Source organism: Bacteroides sp. DH3716P (genome assembly GCF_025914115.1).
Taxonomy (GTDB): Bacteria; Bacteroidota; Bacteroidia; order Bacteroidales; family Bacteroidaceae; genus Bacteroides; species Bacteroides ovatus.
Genome location: NZ_CP083673.1, coordinates 5,442,162 through 5,462,903, shown reverse-complemented (window position 1 = coordinate 5,462,903; position 20,742 = coordinate 5,442,162). Strand labels below are relative to the sequence as shown.

At 41.7% G+C, this 20,742-nt stretch carries 15 protein-coding genes and 2 tRNA genes; 12 read left to right on the top strand and 5 right to left on the bottom strand.

The genetic code is table 11. The annotated features are described in order from the left end of the window. The first annotated feature begins 3 nt into the window (after positions 1-3). The 4 genes from KQP79_RS20790 (at position 4) to KQP79_RS20775 (ending at position 5,123) form a co-directional block, all read left to right on the top strand. A complete protein-coding gene (locus tag KQP79_RS20790; RefSeq protein WP_061448453.1) occupies positions 4-1,533 on the top strand; it encodes a hypothetical protein in 1,530 nt (509 codons plus the stop codon). Between the two features lie 241 nt (positions 1,534-1,774). Next, entirely contained in the window at positions 1,775-2,578 is an 804-nt protein-coding gene (locus tag KQP79_RS20785) for an inositol monophosphatase family protein (RefSeq protein WP_008023157.1), read from the top strand. A 43-nt stretch (positions 2,579-2,621) separates the two neighbouring features. Beyond that, a complete protein-coding gene (locus tag KQP79_RS20780) occupies positions 2,622-3,326 on the top strand; it encodes a ComF family protein (RefSeq protein ID WP_061448454.1) in 705 nt (234 codons plus the stop codon). Between the two features lie 1,578 nt (positions 3,327-4,904). Further along, positions 4,905-5,123, top strand: coding sequence for a hypothetical protein (locus tag KQP79_RS20775; RefSeq protein ID WP_155728197.1), 219 nt, complete (start codon positions 4,905-4,907; stop codon positions 5,121-5,123). 144 nt (positions 5,124-5,267) lie between these two features. Here KQP79_RS20775 and KQP79_RS20770 read toward each other — a convergent pair. After that, positions 5,268-5,341, bottom strand: a tRNA-Asn gene (locus tag KQP79_RS20770). Positions 5,342-5,369: 28 nt separating this feature from the next. Continuing rightward, positions 5,370-5,443, bottom strand: a tRNA-Asn gene (locus tag KQP79_RS20765). A gap of 77 nt (positions 5,444-5,520) precedes the next feature. Between KQP79_RS20765 and KQP79_RS20760 the strand changes: the two genes are divergently transcribed. Both KQP79_RS20760 and KQP79_RS20755 read left to right on the top strand, forming a co-directional pair. Beyond that, on the top strand, positions 5,521-6,510 hold the full coding sequence (locus KQP79_RS20760; protein ID WP_009000957.1) for an adenosine kinase: 990 nt from the start codon (positions 5,521-5,523) through the stop codon (positions 6,508-6,510). Positions 6,511-6,555: 45 nt separating this feature from the next. Then, positions 6,556-8,244: a S41 family peptidase gene (locus KQP79_RS20755; protein ID WP_061448455.1), complete on the top strand. Its 1,689-nt coding sequence runs from the start codon at positions 6,556-6,558 to the stop codon at positions 8,242-8,244. A 141-nt stretch (positions 8,245-8,385) separates the two neighbouring features. Here the strand turns inward: KQP79_RS20755 and KQP79_RS20750 are convergent, their stop codons facing one another. Further along, positions 8,386-9,588: a PAS domain-containing protein gene (locus tag KQP79_RS20750; RefSeq protein ID WP_061448463.1), complete on the bottom strand. Its 1,203-nt coding sequence runs from the start codon at positions 9,586-9,588 to the stop codon at positions 8,386-8,388. Positions 9,589-9,771: 183 nt separating this feature from the next. Between KQP79_RS20750 and ahcY the strand changes: the two genes are divergently transcribed. After that, complete coding sequence (gene ahcY / locus KQP79_RS20745; protein WP_004302401.1) at positions 9,772-11,190, top strand: adenosylhomocysteinase; 1,419 nt, start codon at positions 9,772-9,774, stop codon at positions 11,188-11,190. Positions 11,191-11,341: 151 nt separating this feature from the next. After that, positions 11,342-13,855, top strand: coding sequence for a YfhO family protein (locus tag KQP79_RS20740; protein ID WP_061448456.1), 2,514 nt, complete (start codon positions 11,342-11,344; stop codon positions 13,853-13,855). Between the two features lie 154 nt (positions 13,856-14,009). Here the strand turns inward: KQP79_RS20740 and KQP79_RS20735 are convergent, their stop codons facing one another. Next, entirely contained in the window at positions 14,010-14,609 is a 600-nt protein-coding gene (locus tag KQP79_RS20735) for a hypothetical protein (RefSeq protein ID WP_061448457.1), read from the bottom strand. Positions 14,610-15,000: 391 nt separating this feature from the next. On the opposite strand from KQP79_RS20735, the gene KQP79_RS20730 reads away from it, so the two are divergent. The 4 genes from KQP79_RS20730 to KQP79_RS20715 all read left to right on the top strand — a co-directional run bounded on the left by KQP79_RS20730 (position 15,001) and on the right by KQP79_RS20715 (position 20,064). After that, positions 15,001-16,332, top strand: a complete 1,332-nt coding sequence (locus KQP79_RS20730) for a TolC family protein (RefSeq protein ID WP_004296423.1) — start codon at positions 15,001-15,003, stop codon at positions 16,330-16,332. A gap of 22 nt (positions 16,333-16,354) precedes the next feature. Then, positions 16,355-17,446, top strand: a complete 1,092-nt coding sequence (locus KQP79_RS20725; protein ID WP_004296422.1) for an HlyD family secretion protein — start codon at positions 16,355-16,357, stop codon at positions 17,444-17,446. 66 nt (positions 17,447-17,512) lie between these two features. Continuing rightward, the gene (locus KQP79_RS20720; protein WP_004310705.1) at positions 17,513-19,150 is read left to right on the top strand and encodes a hypothetical protein; all 1,638 of its coding nucleotides are present in this window, start codon (positions 17,513-17,515) and stop codon (positions 19,148-19,150) included. A 38-nt stretch (positions 19,151-19,188) separates the two neighbouring features. Then, on the top strand, positions 19,189-20,064 hold the full coding sequence (locus KQP79_RS20715) for a helix-turn-helix domain-containing protein (protein ID WP_004302395.1): 876 nt from the start codon (positions 19,189-19,191) through the stop codon (positions 20,062-20,064). A gap of 4 nt (positions 20,065-20,068) precedes the next feature. Here KQP79_RS20715 and upp read toward each other — a convergent pair whose 3' ends face one another. Further along, entirely contained in the window at positions 20,069-20,722 is a 654-nt protein-coding gene (gene upp, locus KQP79_RS20710) for a uracil phosphoribosyltransferase (RefSeq protein ID WP_004310703.1), read from the bottom strand. Positions 20,723-20,742 lie beyond the last annotated feature (20 nt).

The following is a 20,742-nucleotide window of genomic DNA, read 5'->3' as shown; positions in this document are numbered from 1 at the left end:
GTCATGAAGCAATATATCAAAAATATAATGATCCTGATACTTGCCCTTCCATGGGGTTTGTTGTTGACAAATTGTAGTGATAGTGAGTCCGATTATTCGGACGACAACGCGTATCCGCCACCTACTGTAGAACTCACTTCTCCTTCCGAGATAGATGTGGTGGAGTATAACTCGACGGTGACTGTATCTGCCAGAAGTTTTTCAGCTGTGGGTATACATAGCATATATGCTACCTTGTTGAAGATGGATGAGAATGGAGAATATGAAGAGATAAACGCGACTGAACGTCAACGTTTAAAGATAGATACCTTGCAAACTGATATGACACTTGAATTTGACTTGAATGTCAAGGTCAACACGCGTGAAGCAGCCGGGATACTGGTAACATCAACGGACGTTTTGACAAAAACGGCACAAAAGGTAATACCTATTAAAAAGATAACCAAACTTCCATCCCAGATATTCACCGAACCATCAGATTTCCCTGTTTTAGTACCCGATGAAGAGGTTTCTCTGTCTGTAGTGATTCGTTCAGCTGTGGGCATTAAGTCTATAAAACATACGTTGTGTAATAAAGTACTGGGTGACCTGAAGGAATATACGACTATTCCGGTATCAGGCAATCCGTTGGAAATGGAATTTATCCTAAAAACTGTCGTAGACAATAAAGAGACCAATGGAATCAAGATTGTGGTAGAAGATATAGAGGGGTTGAAAGAGGAAAAGATTATCAATATCGAAGGTCTTGAGGGTGTTGACAATAATGTTGCGCTTGTTTTCAGCGATATCGAAATGGCACCCGAATGGGAACATTCAACAGAACCGGATCAACCTTATATTTTCTCCATAGAGGGAATAATGATACGGGGTGTGCAGAAACATGTATTAAGCTTGAAGGAAATTAAAGGATATGGCTCAAAGGCAAATAGCGTAGACTTTGCTTTCATCAATATATGGAGAAATCCGAGCTTTGTTGCCGTTAAAAACAGAGGTTTCTCTTATGTCAGTGCGTCAAGAATTAATGGAGGGCCGATAGGGAGAGCTTATGATGTGAATGACTGGATCAAACCGGCAGGTGTTGCTACCAACAAAACGCTGTTTACCCTTATCCCTGATGATAAGGTTACTGATCTTGGTATTGATGTGATGATGGCGAATGCGGCTTCGGACGTTCATACTTTTGAGGCGTTGAATATGTTGGAAAGTATAACTAAAGGAGGTGCCGATATGTTAATGCAAAGAGTCAATGCGTCTGATGGATACCCGAATGATCCTTGTAGTCTGCAGATAAAAGACAATTCTTATATTGCTTTTGTTACTGCAGCAGGCAAATACGGTGTCATTCATGTCATTGAAGCCGCAAATGATACGGATGCGTTAGTTGCCGGAGGATGTAAAATAGCTACTCCTACAGGAGTGGTAGGAAGCCAGGGACCAGCCTACTCGGGAGCTGGCATAACCGGACTCACTTATGATGGTGTGGCATTACTCTATGGACGTACCTGTAAGTTGAAAATTGTGGTTCAGAAGTAATGTTGTTATAAATTAAGGAATAAAGAACAATACATTTATATTTTGATGTAAAAGTAAAGAAAGGTCGGCTCATAAAAGAAAATGAGTCGGCCTTGTTTTTAGATGTTTTTTTAAAATATTGGTTATAATAGTTTTGATGTTATCTCATTAATTTGCGTATCAAACACGAAAATATTATTTTCCTTTATGCTTTTTGCCGGAAAAGCTATAACTTCGAAGCACTTTTTAATTTGAATAATAAATGTTGGATTTAAAACAACTTACAGCTGATGTATGCCGGATTGCTACGGAAGTTGGACATTTTTTGAAAGAAGAACGAAAGAACTTTCGTCGTGAGCGTGTGGTGGAAAAACATGCACACGATTATGTGTCTTATGTAGATAAAGAATCTGAAGTGCGTGTGGTGAAAGCCCTAACTGCTTTACTGCCTGAAGCGGGATTCATAACAGAAGAAGGCTCTGCTATTTATCAGGATGAACCATACTGCTGGGTGATTGATCCGTTGGATGGAACTACGAATTATATTCATGATGAGGCTCCTTATTGTGTGTCCATCGCTTTACGTAGCTGTACCGAACTTCTTTTAGGCGTCGTTTATGAGGTTTGCCGGGATGAATGTTTTTATGCTTGGAAAGGCGGAAAAGCGTTTATGAATGGCGAAGAAATTCATGTGTCGAACGTTGAAAACATCAAAGATGCATTCGTCATTACAGAATTGCCTTATAATCATCTGCAATATAAACAGACCGCTCTTCATCTCATCGATCAGCTTTATGGAGTAGTGGGAGGCATTCGCATGAATGGCTCGGCTGCTGCCGCAATCTGTTATGTAGCTATTGGGCGTTTTGATGCATGGATGGAAGCATTTCTCGGAAAATGGGATTATTCTGCAGCGGCACTGATTGTTCAGGAGGCGGGAGGAAAGGTGACTAACTTTTATGGTGAAGATCATTTCATAGAAGGACATCATATTCTTGCAACGAATGGAAATCTTCATCCTTTCTTTCAGAAACTTCTGGCAGAAGTCCCTCCATTGAATATGTAATTGCAATATGTAGGTGCTATTGCAACTTTAAATCTCTATTATTATGAAACACACACTTCTTATCAAAGACTGGCTTAGTTCTTTCTTATCTTTGCTATTTCCCCGTTGCTGCGTTGTTTGTGGCCGGCCGTTAGCAAAGGGTGAAGAATGTATCTGTACAGAATGTAATATCAATCTACCCCGTACTAATTATCATCTTCGAAAAGATAATCCGGTAGAGCGGCTCTTCTGGGGACAAATCCCTTTGGAACGGGCTACTTCTTTTTTCTTTTATGAGAAAGGAAGCGACTTCCGGTTGATTCTTCATCGGTTGAAATATGGTGGACAAAAGGAAATAGGTGCAATTATGGGGCGGTATATGGCTGCCGAACTTTTGTCTTCCCATTTTTTTCAGGGAATTGATGTGATAATCCCCATACCGCTTCATAAGAAAAAACAGCAAATTCGCGGTTATAATCAAAGTGAGTGGATTGCCCGTGGCGTTTCTGCTGTAACAGGAATTCCCATTGATACAGAATCCATATTACGTAAGAAAAATACGGAAACGCAAACGCGTAAATCTGTGTTTGAACGTCGGGATAATGTGGAAGGTATCTTCGAGCTTCAGCATCCCGAAACACTTGCCGGAAAACACATATTGATAGTTGACGATGTGTTGACCACTGGTTCTACTACTCTGGCATGTGCTTCCTGCCTAGTGAATGTGGAAGGAATACGGATTAGTATATTGACGTTGGCAACGGCTTAAATTTGTTTCAAGAATGTATAAAGGGCTTCTCAAAGATGACTTTTTATAAAAAAAACGAGATTGAGAACCGAATGAATTAATAATTTCTTATATTTGCACTGTCGTAGATCGACATGTTTTTATGTTTTTGAAGAAAAAAAGCGTTTAGCTGATTTCTGTGCAAGCGAAAAGTCGAAAATTCAAATGTGCACATGAAACAGTAAAATGCTCCTTGCGATATGCGGGGGGTGTTTCCTGTTTGTGCACATAGGGCTTCGACTCCCTCGCTTGCGGATAGGCAAATGCCCTACCGCTTTTTTTGTATATATAGGGTTTGTAATAGGGCGCAAACCATCATTTGTTATAAATGGAAAGAACAAAAAAAATATGCCCGCTTTCTCCTCAAAGCAATCGTGTGATTTGCTTGAGAATACCCCTCTTGGCTGCATTGCCATACAATCAAGAAATCTCCGGCTGGACATCTCTTATGGTATTCTTTCCTTCTTTCATGTATATAAACCGATTTGAAATGAATGAAGATAGAGAAATAAACAGGTTCGGCTAAGACCCCAAGACGAGGTGGTTTATATCCAAACGGTAGGACTGCCTCGTCTATTTTTTCATTAAACAAATGAAGTGTCACGGCGAATCCATAGCAGCCAATTGGTTGTGGTTTGCTATTTTTCGCCAAGATCTAATGTTATTTAAACTTTAAAGGCAAGTCAAATGGGACGGAGTGGTGTCTGACGGCTAAAAGGTCGAAAACTTTACATTTATGTGTAACTACTTGCCTTTATCAAGAAACGATGAGGTACGACCAGTATCAGAGGGGGACTAATGGATTTATCCGGGAGGTTCCTCTTATTCTTTCGTCTTTGTTCTCAAACTGATCCCCAAATCCCCAATATTCAGACTAAGCCGCCGTTTTCAAACTGAACCGCTGTCTTTGGAGTAGTAGCAAATCAGCGGGGATAAATTTTAGATTAGTCTGAAAAATCGGGGAACAGTTTAAAAGTTTGGGTAATGTGCTTCAGGGCAGCCTATACCAAAAAAGTTCGTTCCTGCACAGTTTTGAGCTAAACGAATGCATGCCTCGCCACCGTATCTCCGTTAGGTGTGCCAATAAGACTTTTTTAATTGCCCAAACAAATTATCTTTATTGCCTAGTCAGATTATCTCAATTAGCTACTTTTACTTCGTTCCACTATAATGGAACGAAATAAAAATAGCAAGTGGAACGAATCTGGATAGGCAAACGGATAAATAGAAATGCCCAATTAAAATCATTTCCTATGAATAGACGATTCGACTCATTCCATATGGGTTTTGAACAATTCGATGCTCTTTTCTATAACATGTTCAATTCTTCCAGCTCCTTCACTTTTCTTCTGTATTGCCGATAAACAAGGAGTTTGCAGGTGAATAGCCGCCCCTTCACCTTCTCTTCATCATGAATCAAGTCAAATTGCTACTTTTAGATTCCACCATTGAGCAAGATTAGTAAAGCTATTTCGTAATTAGTTTCAACCCTATTTGAAACTAGATGTTTCACGCCGAGAAACAAAGTGTTTCGCTACTTGAAACGAAGTGTTTCTCGGTGTGAAACGGATTGTTTCAAGCCTTGAAACAATTTTTGAAACTAATCGCTACAGGAGAAGAGATGGTGAAGTTGTTACCCTTCACCCGCAAACTCCTTATTCATCGGAGAGACAGAGAAAAGATGAAGGGGGACATGGAAAAATGGAAAATAAATATCCAATAAGAGAATTTATTCAATTCTGTTGTGATTCAATACCACACCAGTTAATCACTATTTAATTCCTTTTTGTACCGATATGATGTACCTACTTTTAGAGATATGGTTGTTCTGAGCCAAATCCCACAAGATATATTATTGAGTCCTTTGGATGATAAGAAAGGTGAATATATAGAAAAGCCACCCTTCTAGGTGGCTTCTTTTTGCTCTTCCTCTTGGACTTGAACCAAGGACCCTCTGATTAACAGTCAGATGCTCTAACCGACTGAGCTAAGGAAGAATGTTTGCAATCAAGATTTTCAACTTTGCTCTTCCTCTTGGACTTGAACCAAGGACCCTCTGATTAACAGTCAGATGCTCTAACCGACTGAGCTAAGGAAGAATGTTTTTCTCAATTGCGATGCAAAAGTACTAGGTTTTTTTGAAATATGCAATATCTTTGCAAAAAAAATATTAGGAATGGACAAAATAATAGGATTGGGCAACGCCCTGGTAGACGTACTCGCAACCCTGAAGGATGATACTCTTTTGGATGAAATGGGTTTACCCAAAGGAAGCATGCAGCTCATCGATGACGCTAAGTTACAGCAGATTAACACAAAATTTTCACAGATGAAAACCCACTTGGCAACAGGCGGATCGGCAGGAAATGCCATCCTCGGACTGGCTTGTTTGGGTGCTGGAACAGGGTTTATCGGAAAAGTGGGAAATGATAATTATGGAGAATTTTTTCGTGAAAATCTGCAGAAAAATAAGATTGAAGACAAATTATTGACCTCGGATCGACTGCCTTCCGGTGTGGCATCCACTTTTATTTCACCGGATGGAGAGCGCACTTTCGGAACCTATCTGGGAGCAGCGGCTTCTTTGAGAGCAGAGGAACTGACCTTGGATATGTTTAAAGGTTACGCGTACCTATTTATAGAAGGCTATCTTGTTCAGGACCACGAAATGATTCTTCACGCCATTGAACTGGCTAAAGAAGCCGGTTTGCAGATTTGTCTCGATATGGCTAGTTATAACATTGTGGCTAATGATCTGGAATTCTTCACCTTGTTAATAAACAAATATGTCGACATTGTCTTTGCAAACGAAGAGGAAGCGAAAGCCTTTACCGGCAAGGAGCCGGAGGAAGCTTTGAGAGTGATTGCCAAGAAATGCAGTATTGCTATCGTAAAAGTCGGGGCAAACGGTTCTTATATCCGCAAAGGGACAGAAGAAATAAAGGTTTCGGCCATTTCGGTTCAAAAAGTGGTGGATACTACCGGTGCCGGTGATTATTTTGCTTCCGGATTCTTATACGGATTGACTTGCGGATATTCGTTGGATAAATGTGCAAAAATAGGTTCTATTCTCTCGGGAAATGTTATTCAGGTAATCGGAACAACGATACCACAGGAACGCTGGGATGAAATTAAGTTAAATATTAACAGGATTCTGGCGGAATAACAAAGGATTGAGCTACTTTTACGACTCATTTAGATTGAAAGAGGTATGAAAAAATTGCTGAACAGGCAGATAGCTATTGTTGCAGTAGCGGTGATAGCAACAGTTGCTTTCTTTAGTTTCAAGAGTGGAGACGACCGTAATTTCCAGATTGCAAAGAATCTGGATATATTTAATGCGATTGTGAAAGAACTGGATATGTTCTATGTAGATACCATTGATCCGAGTAAAACGATTCGGGAAGGAATCGATAATATGCTTTATACGCTGGATCCTTATACGGAATATTTCCCGGAAGAAGATCAGAGTGAACTGGAGCAGATGATTAAAGGATCATTTGGTGGGATGGGTTCTTACATTGCTTATAATACGAAACTAAAACGTTCGATGATTTCTGAACCTTTTGAGGGAACGCCTGCTGCAAAAGCCGGTCTGAAAGCGGGAGATATACTGATGGAGATTGACGGACAGGATCTTGCCGGTAAGAATAATGCGGAAGTCAGCCAGATGTTACGCGGACAGGCAGGTACCAGTTTTAAGCTAAAGATTGAGCGCCCGAATGAGAAAGGTGGACGTACGCCGATGGAGTTCACGATTGTACGTGAGTCTATTCAGAATCCGGCGATTCCTTATACTGCCGTATTGGATAATAATGTAGGTTACATTAGCCTTAGCACTTTTTCCGGCAACCCTTCCAAAGAGTTTAAGAAAGCATTTCTGGATTTGAAGAAACAGGGAGCTACTTCGTTGGTGATAGACCTCCGTAGTAATGGCGGTGGATTGCTGGATGAAGCAGTAGAAATTGCGAATTATTTCTTGCCGCGTGGAAAGGTGATTGTAACGACCAAAGGGAAAATCAAACAAGCTAGTAACACTTATAAGACATTGCGCGAGCCGTTGGACTTGGATATTCCGATTGCGGTATTGGTAAATAGTGGAACCGCTTCTGCTTCCGAAATCTTATCAGGTTCTCTGCAGGATCTCGACCGTGCCGTTATCGTTGGTAACCGTACCTTCGGAAAAGGACTGGTACAGGTTCCCCGCTCTTTGCCTTATGGCGGAACGATGAAAGTGACTACCTCCAAATATTATATTCCAAGTGGACGTTGTGTACAGGCTATTGACTACAAGCATCGTAATGAAGATGGAAGTGTAGGAACCATTCCTGACAGTTTGACTAAGGTATTCCATACGGCTGCCGGACGTGAAGTACGCGACGGAGGTGGTGTAATGCCGGATATTGTTATCAAACAGGAGAAATTACCGAATATCCTCTTCTATCTGGTACGCGATAATCTGATTTTTGATTATGCAACTCAGTATTGTTTGAAACATCCTACCATCGTTGCTCCGGAGGAGTTTGAGGTGACAGATGCCGATTATAATGATTTTAAAGCATTGGTGAAGAAAGCCGACTTCAAGTATGACCAACAGAGTGAGAAAATTCTGAAAACGTTGAAAGAAGCTGCCGAGTTTGAAGGGTATATGGATGATGCTTCAGAGGAGTTCAAAGCACTTGAAAAGAAGTTGAACCATGATCTTGATCGCGACTTGGATTATTTCTCATCTGATATAAAGAAGATGATTGCTACTGAAATTATCAAGCGTTACTATTACCAACGTGGTAATATCATCCAGCAGTTGAAGGATGATGACGGTTTGAAGGAAGCAATGAAAATTCTGAATGATCCGGTGAAATATAAAGAAATGCTTAGTGCTCCGGCTGCTAAGGAATAAATGAATATATTTCGAACATAGATATATGCGGAAAACGCGGCTTTGTTACCAACAAGCCGCGTTTTCTGTATATCTATATTTAATTGTAAAAGTCCTGTAAGGTCATGCCCGGACACTGATATTTGTGTCCTTAATCGATCTTTATTGACGAACCAAAGGCAGGGTAAAATAGAATCTGCTTCCCTGGCCTTCCTGAGAGCGCAACCAGATACGTCCACCCATCTTCTCTACTAACATTCTGCAAAGAGTTAATCCCAATCCTGTTCCCTGAACAAAATCGTCGACCTTTCCAAAGCGCCGGAAAATTGTGGCAATTCTTGCTGCCGGAATGCCGATGCCGCTATCTTTAACGTAGAACTCTACAAAATCCTCCTTTTCCCGATATCCGAAATGAATTTCTCCTTTCGGGGTAAACTTCGTAGCGTTACTAAGCAAGTTACTTATAATTTGTATGATGCGATTCCAGTCTCCCGAAGTATACATGTCCGCATCTACGTCGTCCAGAATAAGTTTGACACCGTTTTGCGTCTTATGACAGAATTGTTGTTCCAGCTGCAGGCAGATATCTATTAATTTGATCGGGCGGATATTGAATTTTAGAGAATCAGCTTCAAGTGATGCCAGATCCAGAATATCATTGAATAGATTCAGCAGCATTTCCGAATTTCGTTCGATGATTTCCGAATATTGATTCTTCTCTTCTGCAGATGTTGCGTAAGTGATTAGTTTGGAGAATCCTACAATGGCATTGAGCGGGGTACGTATTTCATGACTCATGTTTGCCAGAAAAGCAGATTTCAATCGGTCCGACTCTTCCGCTTTGATTCTGGCAGCCTTTAGTTCTTTCTGTTGCTGGGCATTCGTCTGTTCCGCCTCCCATTGTTGGGATATATCACGGCACATACACAACAGATACTCTTTATCCAAAGGAAAGATACGGTTTTCGTAGTGATGTAAAACACCATCCAACATAAGATCGTGTCTGGCTGTTGAACTTTCTCCTGTGAGAATCACCTTATCCATATTCTTGCGGACACTTTCATAAGCCTCTTTGGGCAGAATGTCTTTTACGTTAGTGGTAGTGATATTGTTGGGGCTGATACCTTCTACGTGATTAGTTGCCGGAGAAGAAGCAAGCTCTATAATATTGGCGTCATGGTCGAAGACGGTGAGCATGTCAGGAAGAGCATCCAGTATCCGGGTACTATATTTATCACGAAAACGTTCTTTGGAAGGAGAGGAAGAATCAGAAGAAGAATGAGAGGAAAGAAAATCTATTTTCTTCTCTAATTGTTCGATTATTTCCAAAAGATCCTCCTTTGTTTTGTTTTCGTAATTTCTCATAGAAGATTCGTTATTATTCATTAGAATGTTGTAGAAGTTGTTTTATCTGTTGCAAATATAAAACAATATTCCGAGATGCTGACAGCCTCCCTAGTTATTATAATATAAAAAAAACGGATAGCTTTTGCCCTACTAATCAGAATGTTCTATCTTTGCATCCATTATATATAAATGATTTACAATATGTCTACAGAATTATTCTCTACTCTGCCCTATAAGGTGGCAGATATTACACTTGCTGATTTCGGACGCAAGGAAATCGATTTGGCAGAAAAAGAAATGCCCGGCCTGATGGCTCTTCGCGAAAAGTATGGAGAATCCAAACCGTTAAAAGGTGCCCGCATTATGGGGTCGTTGCACATGACCATTCAAACGGCTGTGCTGATTGAAACATTAGTGGCTTTAGGAGCTGAAGTACGTTGGTGCTCTTGTAATATATATTCAACGCAGGATCATGCTGCTGCTGCGATAGCTGCTGCCGGTGTACCGGTATTTGCATGGAAGGGCGAGACTCTTGCCGATTATTGGTGGTGCACGTTGCAGGCATTGAGCTTTGACGGCGGTAAGGGACCGAATGTGATTGTAGATGATGGCGGTGACGCAACAATGATGATCCACGTGGGTTATGATGCTGAAAATAATGCTGCCGTATTGGATAAGGAAGTACACGCGGAGGATGAAATAGAACTGAATGCTATCTTGAAGAAAGTGTTGGCAGAAGACAGTACTCGCTGGCATCGTGTAGCGGAAGAAGTGCGTGGCGTATCTGAAGAGACTACGACAGGCGTACACCGTTTGTATCAGATGCAGGAAGAAGGCAAATTGCTGTTCCCGGCATTCAATGTAAACGACTCGGTAACGAAATCTAAGTTTGATAATCTGTACGGTTGCCGCGAATCGTTGGCCGACGGAATCAAGCGTGCAACAGATGTGATGATTGCCGGAAAAGTAGTAGTGGTATGCGGTTATGGTGATGTGGGTAAAGGCTGTTCTCACTCCATGCGTTCTTATGGAGCGCGGGTGCTCGTGACGGAGGTAGACCCGATCTGTGCACTGCAGGCTGCAATGGAAGGTTTCGAAGTAGTGACGATGGAAGAGGCTTGTCTGGAAGGTAACATCTTCGTGACTACGACAGGTAATATCGATATTATCCGTATCGACCACATGGAGAAAATGAAAGACCAGGCTATCGTTTGCAACATCGGCCATTTTGATAATGAAATTCAGGTAGATGCTTTGAAACATTATCCGGGCATCAAATGTGTGAATATCAAACCGCAGGTAGACCGTTATTATTTCCCGGATGGACATAGCATTATCTTGTTGGCCGACGGCCGTCTGGTAAATCTGGGATGTGCAACAGGACACCCGTCATTCGTGATGAGTAATTCATTTACCAATCAGACATTGGCGCAGATAGAACTGTTCAACAAGAAATATGATATCAATGTATATCGCTTGCCGAAGCATCTGGACGAGGAAGTGGCTCGCCTGCATCTTGAAAAGATCGGTGTGAAACTGACTAAGCTGACTCCCGAACAGGCCGCTTATATTGGTGTATCGGTGGACGGACCTTATAAAGCAGATCATTATAGATACTAATTTGATTTACGATTAGACGATTTACCATTTACGATTGATAAATGAGGGAGATCGATATTCCACTGTTATCAATTGTAAATGTTAGATTGTCCGGTCGTATTTATTTTTATATTCAAACTTCAATCGTAAATAGTAAATCGTGTCATCGTAAATGAAAAAGTTTCTTCCTGACTTAATAGCCATTCTGGCTTTTATCATTCTTTCTTTCGCCTATTTTTTTCCGGCTGATATCGAAGGTCGTATCTTGTTTCAGCATGACACGGCTGCCGGAGTCGGTGCAGGACAAGAATCGAAAGAGTATCTCGAGCGTACCGGAGAACGTACGCGCTGGACAAACTCGATTTTTGGAGGTATGCCTACTTATCAGATGTCTCCGAGTTACGACTCGACAACGTCCCTGAAAGGGGTGGAGAAGGTTTATCGCCTCTTTCTCCCGGATTATGTAGTGCTGACTTTTATCATGATGCTGGGATTCTATATCCTCTTGCGGGCGTTTGGAATATCGGCCTGGCTGGCAGGATTAGGCGGAGTGATATGGGCATTCTCTTCCTATTTCTTCATTCTGATACCGGCAGGGCATATTTGGAAGTTTGTGACATTGGCTTATATACCACCTACGATTGCAGGTGTCGTTCTGGCTTACCGGAAGAAATACCTGTTGGGCGGAATCGTTACGGCCCTGTTCATCGCCCTTCAGATTCAGTCGAATCACATTCAGATGAGCTATTATTTCATGTTTGTGATCCTGTTTTTTGTAGGAGCTTACTTTGAAGATGCTTATAGAAAGAAAGAATTGCCTCATTTCTTCAAGGCTAGCGGGGTTTTAGCACTGGCTGCCGTGGTAGGAGTCTGCATCAATATTTCCAATCTGTATCATACGTATGAATATAGTAAGGAGACGATGCGCGGCAAGAGTGAATTGAAGCAGGAGGGAGCTGCTGCCAGTCAGACTAGTAGCGGATTGGATCGTGATTATATAACCAACTGGAGTTATGGTATCGGTGAAACGTTGACGTTGCTGGTTCCGAATGTAAAGGGGGGAGGATCAGGATCTACGATGTCACAGAGCGAAGCTGCTATGGCAAAGGCCAATCCAATGTATAACGGTATTTACTCACAGTTACCTCAATATTTCGGTGAGCAGCCGTGGACAGCCGGTCCGGTATATGTGGGGGCATTTGTGATGTTCCTCTTTGTATTGGGGTGCTTTATAGTGAAAGGTCCTCTTAAATGGGCGCTGCTGGGAGCTACTATCTTCTCGATTCTGCTTTCATGGGGAAAGAATTTCATGGGGCTGACGGACTTCTTTATCGATTATGTCCCGATGTATAATAAGTTCCGCGCTGTATCTTCTATTCTGGTAATAGCTGAATTTACAATACCTTTGTTGGCGATTTTTGCCTTGAAAGAGATTTTGAGTAAACCGGATATGCTGAAACAGGAAAAGAACTGTAGAGGAGTGATTGCTGCGTTGGTACTAACTGCCGGTGTTGCGTTCATTTTAGCTGTCGCCCCGGGCGCTTTCTTCTCCAGCTTTATAACGGCACAGGAGATGACTGCTTTGAAACAAGCACTTCCTGCCGAACATTTGGCTTCGTTTGTGGCCAATCTGACTGAAATGCGCGAAGCCATTATTGCTTCGGATGCATGGCGCAGCTTCTTTATTATAGTGATCGGTTGCCTGTTCTTATTCTTGTATCAACTGCGGAAGTTGAAAGCCTCTTTCACACTGGCGGGTATTGCGCTTTTGTGTCTGATAGATATGTGGAGTGTCAATAAACGCTATTTGAATGACGAACAGTTCGTGCCGAAGTCGAAGCGGTCAGAAGCATTCGTGAAAACACAGGCGGATGAGATTATTCTTCAGGATACGACTCCGAATTATCGTGTACTGAATTTCATCGGTTTCCCCGGTAATACATTTAATGAAAACAATACAGCATATTGGCATAAGAGTGTCGGTGGCTATCATGCAGCGAAACTTCGCCGCTATCAGGAAATGATAGACCATCACATCGTGCCCGAAATGAAAGAAACTTATCAGGCTGTGGCTACTGCCGGTGGACAGATGGACAGTGTGGATGCTTCTAAATTCCGTGTACTGAATATGCTGAATACCAAATACTTCATTTTCCCTGCCGGAGAGCAAGGGCAGGCTGTTCCTGTCATGAATCCTTATGCATACGGTAATGCATGGTTCGTAGATAAGGTGCAGTATGTAAATAATGCAAATGAAGAAATAGATGCTTTGAACGATATTCTTCCAACGGAAACAGCCGTAGTGGATGTAAAGTTTAAAGAACAGCTGAAAGGTGTGACAGAAGGATATAAAGATTCACTATCTACCATCCAGTTAACCAGTTACGAGCCAAATCGTTTGGTTTATAAGGCCTCCACTCCTAAAGACGGAGTTGTTGTTTTCTCTGAAATATATTATCCGGGATGGCAGGTGACTATCGATGGCCAGCCGGTGGATATTGCCCGTGCAGACTATATCTTGCGTGCGATAAATATGCCGGCAGGGGAACATACCATCGAGATGTGGTTTGATCCGCAAAGCATACATGTCACGGAAAGTATTGCTTATGCAGCATTGGCTTTATTGTTAATCGGAGTTATGCTTCTTGCGTGGACGCAGCGGAGCAAGATAGCGAAGAAGTCCTAAGCGAAATAAAATAGTACGTAAACCTGTTGTGTATCATAAGGTTATTAAATAAGGGCGGCTCTCTTCCTCGCGAAGAGAGCCGCTACTTTACATTCACTAAAAAAATTATGAAAAACAAACGCTATTATTCATAGAAACATATTAAGTGTGATATTTAGAAGCTTTTTTGTTCAAAGTCCGGACCCTTGTCAGGATGATTATCTTTGTGCATTCTTCTTTGAGAAGCTTTTTTACGTGCGGAATTTTGTTCGGTCTGCCATTTCTCATACTGCTCTTTTGTCAGAATCTTTTTTATTTTCTTTTCTTTGGTTTCTGCGGCTTTCTTTTGTGAGTCGGCAGAATTGGTATCTCTGCTCATCATCGGACCACCTCCCATTCTGCCCGGGAAACCACCTTCTCCCATCATTGGCGGTTGGCCTCCACCCATTGGCGGACGTCCTCCCCGCATACCGGGACCTTCTCCCATTGGTGGGCGATAGTCATCCGAATTTTGCATAGCCTTGAAAAATGCTTTTTGCTCTTTCAGGTTCAGCTTATATATTTTCTTATATTGTTTATCTGTCAGTTGGAGCAACTTATTCATTTGCTCTGTCATCTGGGTTGCTACCTTCTCTGGATTCAGAACTTCGCGTGGAAGATGCTTTTCTTGTTGCTGCCTTTCTTGCGGCTCATTATTGGCTTCTTGTGCATCTATAAAACCTGCACAGCATGTTAAGCTGACTGCCAATCCTATCAATTTCATGTTTTTTCTCATTTCTCTTACTGCTTTTATTTGTTTTAATATCTCAAAGCTAAGTAGATACTGGAGCAGATAAAAATAAAATCGACTAAGGGTGGAGATTTGTCTATCAAATGCCTGACTTTTCTTCGTCCGATGGGTTTATGCTATTATGCTTTGGGGTGGAGGAAGGTTCCCCGCCTTGAAACTACAACAGTAACCTATTACCATTCTGAAAATACGATGAATAAAGGGTTTGATAATATAGGTGATAGGTTGAAAGAGGATTCTTGTTTTTATCTATGAGAGTGACTGTCCATTCATTTACCCATTGAAAAAGGAAAATATGAATATAAACAAATAGTTTGTGGATAGTCTCATTATGCTATAAGCTGCTAAATTTGTAGCCAATAATAGAGCATATATTATGAAAAGACTACTATTCATTTTTTCCTTTTTTTTCTTGTTCGTGTTAAACGGAAAAACACAGGAGGTAGAGATTCTGACATTAGAGGATTGCCTCCGCATTGGTATTGACAATAACTTGTCGTTAGAAGGGAAACGTAAAGAAATACAAAAAAGTAAATATGGCGTATCTGAAAACCGTTCGAAGTTGCTGCCGCAAATTAATGCGATAGCCGGTTATAATAACAATTTTGATCCTCCGGTGTCAGTCACAGACGGTTCATCTTACGGAGTTCCCTATAATATAACGAAAACATTGCAACATTCTGCTAATGCAGGACTGGAAATGCAGATGCCGCTTTTCAATCAGACTCTTTATACTTCTATGTCCATAGCTAAAGTGATGGAAGAAATCAGTCGTCTGTCTTATGGAAAAGCCAGGGAAGATGTTATTCTTCAAATCAGTAAGATGTATTATCTCGGACAGGTCACGGCCGAACAAATCATGCTGATAAAAGCAAATATCACCCGTCTGGAAGAATTGAGAGATATTACACAGGCTTTCTTCGATAATGGAATGTCTATGGAAGTCGATCTGAAAAGAGTCAATATCAATTTGGAAAATCTGAAGGTGCAATATGACAATGCACAAGCAATGATGAAACAGCAATTGAATATGCTGAAATACATTATGGATTATCCGGCTGAAAAGGAAATCGCGCTGACACCGGTAAATACCGATAGCATTACTACGGTAGCCCTGACCGGCTTGTCGGAAAATATCTATGAACTTCAACTCTCACAATCGCAAGTGCAACTGGCGGAACGACAAAAGAAGATCATTACTAATGGATATATCCCTTCTCTTAGTCTGACAGGCAGCTGGCGATATGCCGCATATACGGATAAAGGTTATCATTGGTTCCACTCCGGTCCGTCCAATCAATGGTTTCGTTCCTATGGAGTGGGGCTAACCTTGCGTATTCCGATTTTCGACGGACTGGATAAAACCTATAAAATAAAGAAGGCGATGATCGATATAGAGAACAAAAGGCTGGCATGGGAAGATGCCCGGAAGAATCTGCAAACTCAATATCTGAATGCTGTGAACGACCTGATGAACAATCAGCGTAACTTTAAGAAACAGAAGGATAACTACTTGCTTGCCGAAGATGTGTACGCAGTCACTTCCGACCGTTACCGGGAAGGCATTGCTTCTATGACGGAAGTGCTGCAAGATGAAATGCAGATGAGCGAAGCTCAAAACAACTATATCAGCGCACATTATAACTATCGGGTGACTAACCTGATGCTGCTTAAACTAACCGGACAAATAGAATCATTAGTCAAATAATACGCAAATAACAATCATAAATATGGAAACAATGGAAAATAACCTTCCTTCCGCTACTCATCAGGAGAAAGCAAAAAAAATGAAGAAACTTCGTCGCTGGCAGATTGCTATCAGCCTTTTCGGAGTGGCTATTATTGTTTGGGGAGTGATTGAAGTGATCTGCCTTTTTTTGAATTATAGCCAGACGGAGACTAGTAACGATGCACAAATAGAACAATATGTGTCTCCTATCAATCTACGTGCTTCAGGTTACATTGACAAAATCTACTTTACAGAACATCAGGAGGTACATAAAGGAGATACTTTGCTGGTACTGGATGATCGTGAATATAAAATTCGCGTAATGGAGGCTGAAGCTGCCTTGAAGGATGCGCAAGCCGGTGCGACCGTCATCAATGCTACACTCAATACCACGCAGACAACAGCATCTGTTTACGATGCGTCTATTGCCGAGATTGAAGTACGGTTGGCGAAACTGGAAAAAGACCGGAAACGATATGAGAACCTCGTGAAACGAAATGCGGCTACTCCTATCCAACTTGAACAGATTGTCACTGATTATGAAGCTACGCGTAAGAAGTTGGAAGCTACGAAAAGGCAGAAAAAAGCAGCTCTTTCCGGTGTAGATGAAGTGTCCTACCGTCGCATGAATACCGAAGCGGCTATTCAAAGAGCAACAGCTGCGCTCGAAATGGCCCGGTTGAATCTTTCCTATACGGTTGTAATAGCTCCTTGTGACGGAAAACTCGGCCGTCGTTCATTAGAGGAAGGACAGTTTATTTCGGCAGGGCAGACCATCACCTATATTCTTCCTGATACCCAGAAATGGATCGTTGCCAATTATAAGGAGACACAAATCGAGAACCTGCATATCGGACAGGAAGTATTTGTCACAGTAGATGCCATTAGCGATAAAGAGTTTAAAGGCAAAGTCACCTCTATATCAGGAGCTACCGGGTCTAAATATTCATTAGTGCCGACGGATAATTCGGCAGGTAATTTTGTGAAGATTCAGCAACGTATTCCCGTACGAATCGATTTCACCGATTTATCGAAAGAAGATAACGAACGGTTAGCAGCAGGCATGATGGTAGTAGTGAAAGCCAGACTCTAATCCCTCCGCCTCTTCTGTCTATATACAGTGCCTTATAATTTTTAATTTATATTTTTAATTAGTCCGATGCCCTCTTATCCTAAAAATTATCCTTTCTATGGTTGGATGCCCAAGCCGTTGGGTATTATCATTCTGTTATTTTTCTTTCTGCCGATTCTTACGGTAGGCGGGGTTTATTCGGTGAATAGCACCGAAATGATGAGCGGGCTTGGCATAATATCCGAGCATATCCAGTTTGCCAACTTTGTTACTTCTATTGGTATGGCAGCCTTTGCTCCTTTCCTATATCAGTTGGTGTGTGTACGGCGGGAGAAGATGATGTGTATTGTCGGGTTTGCGTTCATGTATATATTCAGTTATATCTGTGCAAAGACAGACAGCGTTTTTCTGTTGGCGCTTTGTAGTCTTCTGACGGGTTTCTTGCGTATGGTACTGATGATGGTCAATCTGTTCACACTCATTTGGTATGCGGGTGGAATGGAAGCTACCCGCAATATTACTCCGGGGTTGGAGCCGAAAGATACTGCCGGTTGGAATAAATTGGACATTGAAAGATGTGTGAGTCAGCCGGCTGTTTATCTGTTTTTTATGATTCTGGGACAGTCGGGCACAGCATTGACGGCTTGGCTGTCCTTTGAATATGAGTGGAAATATGTGTATTACTTTATGATGGGGATTCTCCTGATCTCTATTTTGCTCTTGTTTATTACCATGCCGAATTATAAGTTTCCCGGAAGGTTTCCTATTAATTTCCGTAAGTTCGGCAATGTCACTGCATTTTGCATCTCGCTGACTTGTCTCACGTATGTGCTGGTTTATGGAAAAGTACTCGACTGGTATGATGACGAATCTATTCGTTGGGCGACAGCTGTAAGTATTCTTTTTGCGGGAATTTTTCTATATATGGACGTAACGCGCCGGTCGCCTTATGTTTTGCTGGATGCGTTCAAACTGCGTACTATACGTATGGGAGCATTACTTTACTTATTATTGATGGTGATAAACTCCAGTGCTATGTTTGTCAATGTGTTTGCAGGAGTGGGGATGCATCTCGATAATCTGCAAAATGCTTCATTAGGTAATTGGTGTATGGTAGGTTATGCTATTGGCGCCGTGATTGCTATGGTGTTGGGAGGTAAGGGGTTACATTTTAAGTATCTGTTTGCGATGGGATTCTTCTTCCTGTCTTTATCAGCTGTTTTCATGTATTTCGAGGTGCAGACAGCAGGAGTTTACGAGCGTCTGAAATATGCAGTTATCATCCGTGCCATAGGCATGATGATTCTGTATGCGCTGACGGCTGCTTATGCCAATCAACGTATGCCTTTTAAATATCTTTCCACCTGGATCTGTATTATGCTTACTGTGCGTATGGTTGTGGGACCGAGTATTGGCGGAGCAATTTATACAAATGTTTTGCAAGAGCGGCAACAACACTATATAACCCGTTATGCGCAAAATGTGGACCTGCTTAATCCGGATGCTTCCACTTCCTTCCTTGGTACGGTACAGGGTATGAAATATCAGGGAAAGAGTGAGACGGAAGCCCGTAACATGGCTGCTATATCTACCAAAGGGCGTATTCAGGTGCAGGCCACGCTCTCTGCACTCAAAGAGATGGCGGGATGGACAATTTATGGTGGGTTAATTTGTATGATATTTGTGCTCGTTGTTCCTTATCCTAAACGAAAATTGCTAACTTAGCGTCGTTTTTGATAATGATCTGTTAATATATTAGTATGATGGATAGCGGACAAGATCGTTTATTGCAGTTTGATCGCGATTTATTAAGTGGGAAAAATATATGTAGTTCCGAAGGGATATTTGTAAATTTTCCACCCTCACTGAAGAAACCTTTTCAAATGAAAGGACTGGGGCTGATTATTTGCCGCCAGGGTAATTTCCAGTTTTCGCTTAATCAGAAAAAGCATTTCGCAGGAGCAGGCGAAAGTTTGTTTATTCCCGAAGACGGCGAGTTTCAGGTTTTGCAAGAGTCGGAAGACATGGAGGTGCGGATTTTGATCTATCAGATAGAACCGATCCGGGATATTATGGGGAATCTGGTTGTTTCCATGTATATGTATTCCCGCCTTACTCCCGAAGAACCTTCTTGTGTATGGTCTACTGGTGAGGAAGAAGAGATTGTAAAGTATATGTCCTTATTGGACAATGTGTTACAGTCGGAAGAAAATTCATTTAAACTTTATGAGCAGAAATTACTTCTACTTGCATTGACGTACAGGATTTGCTCTATTTATAATCGCAAACTCGTCAATGACGGGCGGGAAGTGGGAGGACGCAAAAATGAAGTCTTTATTCACTTGATCCAGTTAATCGAAAAATATTATATGCAGGAACGGGGTGTTGAGTTTTATGCGGATAAATTGTGTTTGTCTCCTAAATATCTTTCTGCCGTTTCTAAGAGTATCTGCGGATATACCGTGCAGGAACTTGTATTCAAAGCTATCATTCGTAAGAGCATCTCATTGCTTAAAAATACGCAGAAAGATATTCAGGAGATTTCAAATGCCTTCGGCTTCCCTAATGCTTCTTATTTCGGTACGTTCTTTAAGAAGCAGGTTGGGGTTTCACCGCAGCAATATCGGAAGAATCTTTAAACGTTTATTCTTTTTCGCCGTAGGCAAGATCGCCTGCATCGCCCAGTCCCGGAACAATGTAAGAATGTTCGTTGATTTCAGGATCGATGGCAGCGCACCAGATTGTCGTCTTGTCTTCCGGAAATACATTCTTTATATGATCGATAGCCTTTTGGCTGGCGATAATCGAAGCAACATGAATTTCGGCCGGGTGGCCTTTGGTCAGCATTGCCTGGTAACTAAGTTCCATACTCCCTCCTGTTGCCAGCATAGGGTCGGTGATAATCAGCGTTTTGTCATCAATGCGGGGAGAAGCGATATATTCTATGTGTATATCGAATTTTAGCGTATCTTTATATTTGCGGTAAGCGGAAACAAACGCATTCTCCGCTCCGTCGAAATAACTAAGGAAACCTTGATGGAAAGGAAGACCTGCACGCAGGATCGTACTGATTACTAAATTGTTGTCCGGTGTACTGACCGGAGCGATTCCCAGTGGTGTCTGGATGTTCTTTACCGAGTATTTAAACTCTTTACTCATTTCATAAGCCATGATTTCTCCGATCCGTTCTATGTTACGGCGGAAACGCAGGCGGTCGTTCTGAACTTCTACATTTCTAATTTCGGATATGTACTGGTTTAGAATCGAATTAGTTTGGCCAAAATCAATTACTTTCATATTATATTTTAATCAGATTT

Bases quoted from the DNA above. Each gene is read 5' to 3' on its own strand.
- KQP79_RS20790 (WP_061448453.1), top strand. From the start codon at position 4: ATGAAGCAATATATCAAAAATATAATGATCCTGATACTTGCCCTTCCA.
- KQP79_RS20785 (WP_008023157.1), top strand. From the start codon at position 1,775: ATGTTGGATTTAAAACAACTTACAGCTGATGTATGCCGGATTGCTACG.
- KQP79_RS20780 (WP_061448454.1), top strand. From the start codon at position 2,622: ATGAAACACACACTTCTTATCAAAGACTGGCTTAGTTCTTTCTTATCT.
- KQP79_RS20760 (WP_009000957.1), top strand. From the start codon at position 5,521: ATGGACAAAATAATAGGATTGGGCAACGCCCTGGTAGACGTACTCGCA.
- KQP79_RS20755 (WP_061448455.1), top strand. From the start codon at position 6,556: ATGAAAAAATTGCTGAACAGGCAGATAGCTATTGTTGCAGTAGCGGTG.
- KQP79_RS20750 (WP_061448463.1), bottom strand. From the start codon at position 9,588: ATGAGAAATTACGAAAACAAAACAAAGGAGGATCTTTTGGAAATAATC.
- ahcY (WP_004302401.1), top strand. From the start codon at position 9,772: ATGTCTACAGAATTATTCTCTACTCTGCCCTATAAGGTGGCAGATATT.
- KQP79_RS20740 (WP_061448456.1), top strand. From the start codon at position 11,342: ATGAAAAAGTTTCTTCCTGACTTAATAGCCATTCTGGCTTTTATCATT.
- KQP79_RS20735 (WP_061448457.1), bottom strand. From the start codon at position 14,609: ATGAGAAAAAACATGAAATTGATAGGATTGGCAGTCAGCTTAACATGC.
- KQP79_RS20730 (WP_004296423.1), top strand. From the start codon at position 15,001: ATGAAAAGACTACTATTCATTTTTTCCTTTTTTTTCTTGTTCGTGTTA.
- KQP79_RS20725 (WP_004296422.1), top strand. From the start codon at position 16,355: ATGGAAACAATGGAAAATAACCTTCCTTCCGCTACTCATCAGGAGAAA.
- KQP79_RS20720 (WP_004310705.1), top strand. From the start codon at position 17,513: ATGCCCTCTTATCCTAAAAATTATCCTTTCTATGGTTGGATGCCCAAG.
- KQP79_RS20715 (WP_004302395.1), top strand. From the start codon at position 19,189: ATGGATAGCGGACAAGATCGTTTATTGCAGTTTGATCGCGATTTATTA.
- upp (WP_004310703.1), bottom strand. From the start codon at position 20,722: ATGAAAGTAATTGATTTTGGCCAAACTAATTCGATTCTAAACCAGTAC.